At 57.7% G+C, this 10,108-nt stretch carries 8 protein-coding genes and 1 tRNA gene; 6 read left to right on the forward strand and 3 right to left on the reverse strand.

Annotated features, from left to right (window positions below):
• Nucleotides 1–37 precede the first annotated feature (37 nt).
• Nucleotides 38–1,093 (reverse strand): NAD(P)-dependent alcohol dehydrogenase, encoded by a 1,056-nt coding sequence (locus G359_RS03195; protein ID WP_045834961.1) that lies wholly within the window; start codon nucleotides 1,091–1,093, stop codon nucleotides 38–40.
• Between the two features lie 339 nt (nucleotides 1,094–1,432).
• Here G359_RS03195 and G359_RS03200 point away from each other — a divergent pair, with 339 nt between their 5' ends.
• From G359_RS03200 to G359_RS03210, 3 genes are all read left to right on the forward strand, one after another.
• Nucleotides 1,433–2,590, forward strand: a complete 1,158-nt coding sequence (locus G359_RS03200; RefSeq protein WP_045834962.1) for an MFS transporter — start codon at nucleotides 1,433–1,435, stop codon at nucleotides 2,588–2,590.
• 149 nt (nucleotides 2,591–2,739) lie between these two features.
• Nucleotides 2,740–3,081 carry a hypothetical protein gene (locus G359_RS03205; RefSeq protein WP_045834963.1) on the forward strand — a complete coding sequence of 114 codons (342 nt, stop codon included), beginning with the start codon at nucleotides 2,740–2,742 and terminating at the stop codon, nucleotides 3,079–3,081.
• Between the two features lie 231 nt (nucleotides 3,082–3,312).
• A tRNA-Met gene (locus tag G359_RS03210) sits at nucleotides 3,313–3,389 on the forward strand.
• On the opposite strand, the gene G359_RS19860 is transcribed toward G359_RS03210, so the two are convergent.
• Together G359_RS19860 and G359_RS03220 are read right to left on the reverse strand one after the other, a co-directional pair.
• The gene (locus G359_RS19860; RefSeq protein ID WP_082072772.1) at nucleotides 3,368–4,993 is read right to left on the reverse strand and encodes a recombinase family protein; all 1,626 of its coding nucleotides are present in this window, start codon (nucleotides 4,991–4,993) and stop codon (nucleotides 3,368–3,370) included. The two genes, G359_RS03210 and G359_RS19860, sit on opposite strands and share 22 nt — an antisense overlap.
• A gap of 174 nt (nucleotides 4,994–5,167) precedes the next feature.
• Nucleotides 5,168–5,422, reverse strand: a complete 255-nt coding sequence (locus G359_RS03220) for a hypothetical protein (RefSeq protein ID WP_045834964.1) — start codon at nucleotides 5,420–5,422, stop codon at nucleotides 5,168–5,170.
• Between the two features lie 66 nt (nucleotides 5,423–5,488).
• Between G359_RS03220 and G359_RS03225 the strand changes: the two genes are divergently transcribed.
• The 3 genes from G359_RS03225 (at nucleotide 5,489) to G359_RS19560 (ending at nucleotide 9,948) form a co-directional block, all read left to right on the forward strand.
• Nucleotides 5,489–5,806, forward strand: coding sequence for a hypothetical protein (locus G359_RS03225; protein ID WP_197077519.1), 318 nt, complete (start codon nucleotides 5,489–5,491; stop codon nucleotides 5,804–5,806).
• 687 nt (nucleotides 5,807–6,493) lie between these two features.
• A complete protein-coding gene (locus G359_RS03235) occupies nucleotides 6,494–8,779 on the forward strand; it encodes an argonaute/piwi family protein (protein WP_045834967.1) in 2,286 nt (761 codons plus the stop codon).
• Nucleotides 8,779–9,948, forward strand: coding sequence for a PD-(D/E)XK nuclease domain-containing protein (locus tag G359_RS19560; RefSeq protein ID WP_052699162.1), 1,170 nt, complete (start codon nucleotides 8,779–8,781; stop codon nucleotides 9,946–9,948). Before G359_RS03235 ends, G359_RS19560 begins: the two co-directional genes overlap by 1 nt.
• The last annotated feature ends 160 nt before the right edge of the window (nucleotides 9,949–10,108 follow it).

Below are 10,108 nucleotides of genomic sequence, written 5' to 3' on the forward strand. Positions count from 1 at the left end.
CGGCCTGATGGCGAGAATTCGCCTCGGAAATAAAGGATCAGGTCAACGTCGCCATATCGATGACGAAGCGATATTTCACATCGCTCTTCAACTGACGGTCGTAGGCGTTATCGATCTCGGACATCGCAATCATCTCGATATCGCACGTGATGTCGCGCTCGGCGCAGAAATCCAGCATTTCCTGCGTCTCGGCGATGCCGCCGATTAACGAACCGCCGATCGACTTGCGTCCGAAAATCAAAGTGCCGACAGACGGAGAGGGATGCGGATCCTCCGGAACGCCGACGAGTACAAGCGTTCCGTCATGCTTCAGAAGCCTCGTGAACGTGTCGAGATCGTGGGAAGCCGCGACCGTATCCAAGATGAAATTGAAGCTGCCGGCGTGGGCCTTCATTTCTTCGCGATTCGTCGAGATGATGACCTCGTCAGCGCCAAGCTCAAGCGCCGCCAGCTTCTTGGAAGGTGACGTCGTGAATGCCACGACGTGCGCTCCAAGCGCATGCGCAAGCTTCACGCCCATGTGGCCCAAACCGCCGATGCCGACGATGCCAACCTTCTGGCCTGGTCCAACCTTCCAGTGCTTGAGAGGCGACCATGTCGTGATACCGGCGCAAAGCAACGGCGCCGCAGCGGCGAGCTGTTGCACCTTGTGACGGATACGAAGCACGAAGTGCTCATCGACCACGATGTGCTTGGAATAACCGCCGTATGTGTTCGGCAGTCCGCCCTTTGCTGCGCCATTATACGTGCCTGTGGATCCGTGAGGCCCCTCGCAGTACTGTTCGAGATCGTGCTGGCAAGGATCACATGTGCGGCAGCTATCGACCATGCAGCCGACCCCGACAATATCACCGGCTTTGAACGTCTTGACGTCCGTGCCAGTCTCGGTGACGCGGCCGATGATTTCATGGCCCGGAACGCATGGGTACAGAACGCCCGGCCATTCGCCGCGCGCGGTATGCAGATCGGAATGGCAAACGCCGCAATAAAGGATATCGATAGCAACGTCCTTCGGTCCGGGCTCCCTGCGTTCGATCGTAATCGGAGCGAGCGGGGCTTTGGCCTTTTCCGCGGCGTAAGCTTTGGTCTGCATGATGGTCCTTCTCTGCTGAAATGTCAGGGCCAGCGCGAACCGCTGGCCCTAAATCGTTGGTTCGCCGTTTATCGGTCGAGAGACTCGCGAGCAAGGCGAATGCCGACGTGCGGCAATATTCAACCTGACCGCGTCTAGCTCATGCGCGAAAAGCCACAGCAACTTTACGTTGGTTCGAATGTAACCGAAGTTTCCCTTCCAGCTGAAAAGACAGACGTTGTTGTGCAGAAACTGCGCGACTGAGGAAAAACAACATTGGACGATCGAGCATCAAGTCGCGGTCAGTTAAATGACGCGAGTTTCCCGGGACCCGATTCAAAATTAGCCGAGCCGTCTGCGGTGCTCGTCGCCGTGTTCGCCGTCGCGGCAGGCGCTCTCGTTGCCAATCTCTACTACGCTCAGCCGTTGATCGCTTCGATCGGACGGGAAATCGGTGTCAGGGAGGACCTTGCGGGGTCGATCGTCGGCGCCACTCAGATCGGCTATGGGGTCGGCCTCTTTCTTCTCGTTTCGCTGGCGGACCTCGTCGAAAATAAGCGCCTTGTCCTGACGACGCTCTCATTAACGATCGTCGGCCTCATTGGCATCGCGACGGCGACATCAGCTTCAATATTCTTTGCTGCGTCTTTTCTGGTCGGACTATGCTCTACGGGCGCGCAGGTGCTCATTCCCTTTATCGCGCATCTCGTGCCTGAAGCTCGTCGAGGCCGCATCATCGGCAATGTCATGGCCGGTGTTCTGACCGGCATCATGCTCGCCCGTCCGGTCGCGCTTTTCATCGCTGCCAATCTCGGATGGCGCGCCGTCTTTTGGTGTTCGGCCGGATTGATGGTGCTCATCGGCGCAACGCTGATGCGCCTCATGCCGAAGCGCCAGCCGCCAAAAGGAAGTCACTACCTGCAAATATTGCGGTCGATGGTCGGTCTGTTCCGAAGCATGCCCGCCCTGAGAAGACGCGCGCTCTATCAGTCGCTGATGTTTGCCGCATTCAACATGTTCTGGACCGCTGCGCCGATTATGTTGGCGGAGCGCTTCGGCTTGAGCCAAATGGGCATCGGAATATTTGCCCTGGCAGGCGCTGGGGGCGCACTCGCCGCGCCGATAGCAGGGCGATTTGCAGATCGGGGATATATTCGATCCATGACCGTCGCCGCGATGGCGACGCTAGGTCTGACATTTTATGCGACAGGAATCGCAACGGATTGGCAATGGCTCACCGCCCTCGTGGTGCTCACGATTGTGTTCGACGCAGCAATTCAAACGAACCAAATAGCGAGCCAGCGCATCATTTTCCTGGCGCCGAAGCAAACGGCCGGCCGCGTGAATGCGATTTATATGACGATCAATTTCATCGGCGGCGCCATAGGCTCTTTGCTTGGCACGATCACCTATCATGCCGGCGGTTGGACGCTGACTTCTGAAGTGGGCGCTATTATCGGCATTCTACTGCTGGCATTTTTTATGACCGAGCGCCGTGATTTGCCGAAGCCGAAATGACGGATTTCCAATAAGCGGAAATAAAAATTGGCGGGACGCAATCGAAAATACGGCAATGTGAGTTAAATAGCACACAAATTAACGTTTTGTTTACCGAAGCATTGCGGACTCTCTATATAGCCAGAATCATAAACACCGGACTGAATGCAATGGCGTCTATCAGGTCAGCGGCGATTGTCGTCATGTTTGCCATGGCAACTATGTCGTGCTCCAGCATCAGCTTCGCTCAAGACCTCAGCGACGCTTCGTTGATCGTTGGCACGGACTGGCCGCGCGGATACATGACCCTGGGCGGACATTTGGGTAAGGCACTCGCCAAGCCTACCCGAGTCAAAAAAGCTGCGTCGCGGCAGCGTCCGCGCGTTCAAAAAATTCGGAAGATCCCCGAAGTGGCCAACCGTCGCGACATAACACCCCTGTACCTGGTCTCCATGTCTTTGGATTCTACAGGTTTGAATCTCGCCGGATTGCCATCGCGCCAACTGCACTAAGCCCGCATTCGCCGCAGTTTTTCGAGTCCGCGAAGGATAGACGCTCGCTGCTTGAGAATGCAGTGCAGAGCCCCAGTTCTCGGCGTCTTCGATGGTTTATCGACGAAATCTGAAGTTAGGGGTTTCCAGACGATTTTTTTGTGCTATACGGCGGTCAGAGGCCGCTCCGAAACGAGCGGCCTTGTTTATCCTAAGGACGCGCAAGCCATACCGGGCCGCGCGTTTTGGTGACGCGGGGTGGAGCAGCCCGGTAGCTCGTCAGGCTCATAACCTGAAGGTCGTTGGTTCAAATCCAGCCCCCGCAACCACCGTTATCCCCCAAGGCAGTACTTTGCATCGTTATCACTCCTTGAAGTTTTGCTGCTGTGAGTAGTTCGGCAATCTTGCCCCGAATTTCCAGTCTCATCGGTTGCTGTTCGTCAGAACGCTTTATGGTAATGGCGCTGACCAACTTGCGCAGTGTCTTGGCAGGTCCGCCGTCCGAACCGTGCGCAAGTATCGCAGGAAGATTGTTCAGCATCGCTCGATAGGCCGCCATCGCTTGCGGGTGAAGCTCTATGAACGTCGGCGGTTTTTCTATGGTCGCCAACTCGGCTTCTAGGCTCGCCATTTTCTCGCGCAAGGGCGGGACGTTTGTCGTCATTTCGGCATCGGTTGCGTGGCCCGCAACATAGAGCTTCTGCCAGCGTTCGATTGATGCCCTGATCTCTGCCAGCCCGCGTTCGGTCTTGGCGCGTCGGGACGAACTATCAGTGGTCTGCCGCCTCAATCGTTCATTGTATCCTTTGACGAAGTCGGCCGTCATTTCCGGCTTAGAAAACTCAGACCTGAGAGCATCGACCACTAGCCTCTCAATGATGCGCATGTCGTAGGCGTCGCGGTTGCCACAGGCACCTGTCTGATCCCAACGGGCGCAGCGAAGGCGCACCCGGCCGTTGCGGGTGTCGTGAACCGTCATGCCAGCGCCGCAGCAGCCGCACTTGATAAGGCCGGATAGAAGGTATTTGTGTTTGCGCTTTTCATGTGGACGAGGGCCGCCCCGCGCGGCTTTTTTGGCCTGTGCGGCATGCCAGAGACTATCGGGGACAATCCGCCGCTCGGGCGTATCCTGATACAGCCACTCTGATTGCGGGTTCGGTCTGGACACCCGCTTGCCCGTGTCAGGGTCCTTCATAAATGACTGTCGGTTCCAAACAGTCACGCCGTTATAAAGGTCATTCAAAAGAATGCCGTTGCGTCGCTCGCGAGAGCCGTTGATCGTAGAAGCGGTCCAGTATCGCCCTCGGGGTGGGAGTACAAGTAGGGCATTAAGGGCTTTTGCGATTTCTCGAGGAGTCTTGCCGGAAACGTATTGAGTGAAAATCTCACGAACGATCTCGGCTTCGTGCTCGACGATCTCCAGCTCACCGCGCTTTCCGGGCACGGCCCTGTAGCCATATGCCTTCCCGCCAGCGTGTCGCCCATCGCGGACGACACCGCTTAGTCCGCGTCGCGTCTTGTCCGCAAGGTCTTTCAGATAGAGCGCACCCATCGTGCCCTTCAGGCCGATATGCAGTTCGTTCACCTCGCCTTCCGACAACGTTACTATGGCGACGCCAATGTAACGCAGACGCTTGTAAATACGGGCGAGGTCTTCCTGGTCGCGCGAAAGTCGGTCGATGCTTTCTGCCAGCACGACGTCGAATGAACCGTGCTTCGCGTCGGCTAGAAGACCTTCTAAGCCGTAGCGGCCAAAAACCGATGCGCCCGACTTCGCCTTGTCGGCATACACTTCGACGACTTTGAAGCCGTTCTTCTGCGCGTAATCGCGACAGAGCGCGGCCTGATCTTCTGTTGATTTCTCGTTTTGCTTGTCGGTCGAAAATCTGGCGTAGATGACTGCGCGGCGCGATTTAGTCATTGCTTCCTGCATGTGAATTTACTGATCCCAAAGATGACTTCTTCTTCGGCGTTATCGTCACCGTCTTGGAATGCTCGGATGCCTCCGAAAGAATAGCAGTCGGTTGTTCCCGCTGGCGCATACTTGCCAGCTCTAGGACATGATCCTGAATGAGCGTTCGCTTAGGCCAGCGATTGCACACCACTCTCAACTGAAGCCTTTGATTACACCGTTGCGAATTGCATCTTCGACACTGGGTACTCCCCATTGTTCATTGTCCTCGGCCGCTTGATCCACTGCCTCGAGCAGCGCTTCGTCGGCGTCGTGGTCGAGCAAGAATTGCCTTAACTTCTCCAAAAGCTGCCGTTGGCGAATGCAGATTTCAGCCTCTTCGACGTCTTCCGGCTTTATTTTCCTCATCGGTAACCAACCTTTCTCCAGCAACTTGCAGTAAATCGACATATGCCCAATGCTATATGGCAGGCAGTATGCGCCCAACTTCATTTTTTGAAAGGACAACTGGTCAAAATGGTGAAGAACCGTTCCCGCGACCAAGGTAAGTTCTTGATCCGCTTTTCCGAACAGACGAGGAAAGATTTAGACAGAGCCGTAGCGGGCAGCGGTAGAACTATGACCGCTGAAATTGTCGCGCGACTCGGTTGGAGTTTTGAGGAAGAACGCCGTTCGTCGGAGGGTGCGGCATCGTTCAGAGAATATGCCGCTCGAGACGCCCTCTCCCAGGCGGAAGCAGCAATAGGTGTCTTGGAAAAAGAACTGGCGGAACTGAAGGCGAAAATCGTCGCCACAAAATCGCAGCTAGCTGCTTCGCGTCTTCTTAAGCTGTAAGTGTGCAATTAATTGCACAGCTCGTCCGAATGTTAGCGACGTACATGGTGCAAGCGCGACTCGCTAGGGACAGGGTCGCGCTTATTCAAATCCTTGGCCTGAGGAAGCAACATTATGTTGTTGTTTTCGTCCGGGACGAGGTGGCTTTGAGGAAGCATCAGGGGATCGAGGCCAGCCTGAAGAATGGCCTCGGCGATGATACGGTTGCGCGAGTCATAGACGAGAAACTCCTGCGTCTTCAGCCCAGGTGCTTCAGTCTTAGAGACACGGCCCCTACTCTCCGGCTGAAGTGCCAGACGCGAGATGCTGAAGGGCGAAGAGCGCGCAAACTCCAGCTCGAGCGGTGAAAATACTTTGTTATTGCAGGTCTGACAGACGCATTTTTTTTAGGAGCCACTGCTTGTCGTCTGCACCGATCGACGCTGGGATAACGTGTTCATCGCCGAAAGGCGGGGGTTCTTCGCAATAAATTCAGCGCGACGGAGGGGGTATCGATAGCGGCATGCAACGGCCTCTTCGAAGGATGGGACCACCGGCCGGCTTTATCGATCCGACCGCACTTATGGGATGCCGTCTGTAGAGTGTCCGCCCGCAGTCCGGTCCATCGTACCCCACTTACATCGAGTCCAGTATGATACTCAGACGAGTCGGTACCGTAGGGGGCGATAAGGCTCAGCGAAGGCAGCGATGCAACATCTCACGATCAATTTTGCGCCCATCTCTCTTGCAGGCGCAACCAAGGTGCAGGTGGGTCGACAGGACTACGATCACGATCGTCTCCGCGAGCTGCGCCAGGAGTTTGCCGCGACCCATGTGCTGATGCGACGCCGCGAAGGCGACGTCATCGTCGACATACCTGTGGTCCATGGCCAGAAGCCGATCGGCAACGTTATCGAGGAGCTTGATCTGTCACAGGAACGCTGGCTCTGGCCTGCGCTGTTCGAGGCTGCTCTGATCAGGGCATTCCATAATGTGCGCGAAATTCTGCCGGGGCGAGGCGTGACCGTGCTCGGTAAACGCGATCGTGGCCTCCTCATCCATTCCCGGTTGCCAGCGTCGATCCAGCGCCGCCACGCGCTGCACTTCGGCACTCGTTCCATGTACGCAGGCGGTGAGCGCAGCGTCGGTCTCGTTTGTGAGCTGAGCCTTAAGAACCTGATCCGTATGAGCTGTGCCGAGCTCATCGGCTTCGATGTCCCGATCGAAGGCCATTATGTTCTGGTCGAGGAGCCGGCCCCTGATCCGCGCATTCTACCCCGCCGCAAACTAGCTGGCCGCGTCACGAGCATTGCTGATGGCATGCTCGTGCTCGACGACCACGCAGAAGGCTTCGAAGTTGTCGCTGCTGATCGCGCATTCCTTGAGCCACGCGTCGAGACGGTCGACGACTGCGTTCGGCGCATGATCGGGGTCGACGCGCCGCTTCTGCTAGCCGACGCCGAGCGCGCCGCCGTGCACCTCAACTCTGGCCCTGGACGGAAGGAGAAGATCGACGAGGCAATGAGTTATCTGCGCGACAAGGCGGACCTGAACGCCATCCCCGGCGCTCGCTTCGTCATCGATGAGATGCTGACCTCTGACCGGCCAGGATTCCCCATCCGGGAGATGATCGAGAAGCCGGTCCTTGTGTTTGACCCGAGCGGGACTCGCAAGGACGACTGGAGCGAGCGCGGTCTCAAGCAAAACGGCCCATACGATCAACGTGTGTTTAGCCCGAAGCGGCTCAGGATCGCTGTCATCTGCCAGGCGCGCCACGAGGGCCAAGTGGACGCATTTCTCGCCAAGTTCCTTGAGGGCATGCCGGACGTTGTCTCCGGTCGGAAAAAGGTAGCGCGCTACGGCGACGGCTTTATCCGACGGTTCGCGTTGCAGAACCCTGAGGTGGCTTTCTTTACAGCCCCGACCGCGATTGCCGCCGACTATGTCCAGGCAAGCCACCGTGCCCTGAGTGCCGCCACCGATGGCGGCTTCAGTTGGGATCTCGCCCTGGTCCAAGTCGAAGAAGAGTTCAAGAGCTACGACGACGGATCGAACCCCTACTTCGCAACCAAGTCTGTCTTCCTCAAGCGGGGCGTGGCGGTGCAGAGCATCCGCCTGGAAACTATGGCACAACCCGATAGCCAGCTGGTGTTCTCGCTTAACCACATGAGCCTCGCCACCTACGCTAAGCTCGGCGGCACGCCCTGGTTGCTCGCCTCGCAACAGACGGTGGCTCACGAACTGGTCATCGGCCTGGGCTCCCACAGCGTTGCCAGCAGTCGCGTCGGTGCCCACGAGCGGTACGTCGGCATCACGACGGTATTCTCAAGCGACGGCAGTTACCTGTTGAGCGACCGCACCGCCGTTGTGCCCTTCCAGGGCTACGCGTCGGCCCTTTACGAGGCTCTCAAGCGCTCCATCACGACGGTGCGCAAGCAAGACAATTGGCGAAGCACCGACAAGGTCCGCCTCGTGTTTCACGTTTTCATGCCGCTGAAGGACGCCGAGGCAGAAGCTATCGAACGTACGGTCCTGGACCTACATCTCGACAACGTCACCTTTGCATTCCTGCATATCGCGCCGAAACATCCATTCCTAGTTTTCGACCACGGGCAATCCGGCATTGGGTTTTCGGAGCCGAAGAAAGGCGTTCTGGGTCCGGCGCGGGGCCTGCATCTAAAGCTAAGTGATTATGAGTCCCTAGTCGTCTTCGCCGGCGCTTCGGAGCTCAAGCTTGCCGAGCACGGCATGCCTCGTCCCTGCTTGTTGAAGCTTCATCGGCTTTCGACCTTTACCGACATGACCTATCTGGCGCGGCAGGCCTTCCAGTTCTCGGGTCACTCTTGGCGCATGCTGGCACCCGAGCGGTATCCGATCACGATCCGCTATTCCGACCTCATAGCAGAGCGATTATCCGGGCTCAGTGCAGTCGATGGATGGGATACCGAGGCCGTGCACTTTGGGCCGATTGGCCGAACGCTGTGGTTTCTCTGATGGTCAACCTTGCGGAAATTCGCACAAGCCTGGAAGCGCAGGTCAACGCCGCTGGCCCCTTGCCGTGTCACGTCGGTGCCTTTTGCGCATGGCTCCTGCTCGATCACGGGCAGCTTCAACGCCATCTCGTTGATGCTGCACGTGTTGAGACGCCGGGTCGTCACCCTGAATTCATTGCGGCACTTGGCTACGGAGCGGCGGCGGGTTTGCTAACCGACGAACAGCGCGGGCTGCTGGCTGCCGATCTCGCTCATCTCGCCGGGCGATCATTCTTTGCTCATGGCCGACCGCTGCGCTTTGAGGTCGACGGCGTCGCCTTGCTGGGCGTAGCGCTGGCCCTCAAGCACAACACCGTTGATGCCCTGTGGATGCACAAGCTGCTAGAGCGGTCTATCGTCGAGATGAGCGGCGATGCTTGGCAACTCGGTCTTGCCAACGCTGCGGCGTACAGCCTGGGCGCTCCAATTGGAACCCCCTTGCCGCCGGAGCTTGCCGTGGCCCTCGCTAGCAACGGATCTGTCATTTGTACTGACGACGACGTGCGTCGCGCATGGGGCATAATTAAGTCGTTCGAGCTTCATCACGACGGTCCTACCCGTGATGCCGCACGGCTTTCCGCTTTTAGACATGCTTGTGCGCTCGATGCGCAAATTAATCCCTCTTCGATCACGCGGGATGGGCTGATCGCGCTGCTATCCGGTATTCGCCGATCCATGCGCCGGTGGACCTACGAGGACCAGCCCCGCACGTCGAAGTCGCGCGAAGCCCGGTGGGAGGTCGAGAACGAGTATCACGTCCAGAATCTCCTCTGGTCGGTCCTCGCGCCCATCTTTCCGGATCTCGAGGATGAGGAGAACCTGTTGTCCGTCGGACACAAAAATCCCCGCGCCGACCTTGGTGTGCCATCGCTGGGAACCATCATCGAGGTGAAGTTCCTGCGGTCCGCCGGTCAGGCGGCGTATGCCTCACTCATCGAGGAGATAGCGGCCGACGCCGGCCTCTATCTCAGCAAGCCGTCACCGTACGACGCCATCGTTGCCTTCGTCTGGGACGATGCGGCCCACACGGAACAGCACGACGAGCTACAATCCGGACTGGTGGCCATTCGGGGTGTTGCAGGCGCGGTTGTCGTCCCGAGGCCCGCCAAGATGCGTCGACGCATGGCGTAGGCGTCGAACTCGCTGGAACTCCGCCATTCTAAGCTGAGCTCCCGTGAGAAAAGACAAAAGGGGGTACAAGCGGGTCTAGGCTGATCACGGGCGCGATTTCAGATCGCTTCATGGCAGTGCGGAATTTGGCCGGCTGCATTGTGAAATTAATTGCAATTTC

It is taken from the genome of Hyphomicrobium sp. 99, assembly GCF_000384335.2.
In the GTDB taxonomy this organism is placed as follows: domain Bacteria; phylum Pseudomonadota; class Alphaproteobacteria; order Rhizobiales; family Hyphomicrobiaceae; genus Hyphomicrobium_B.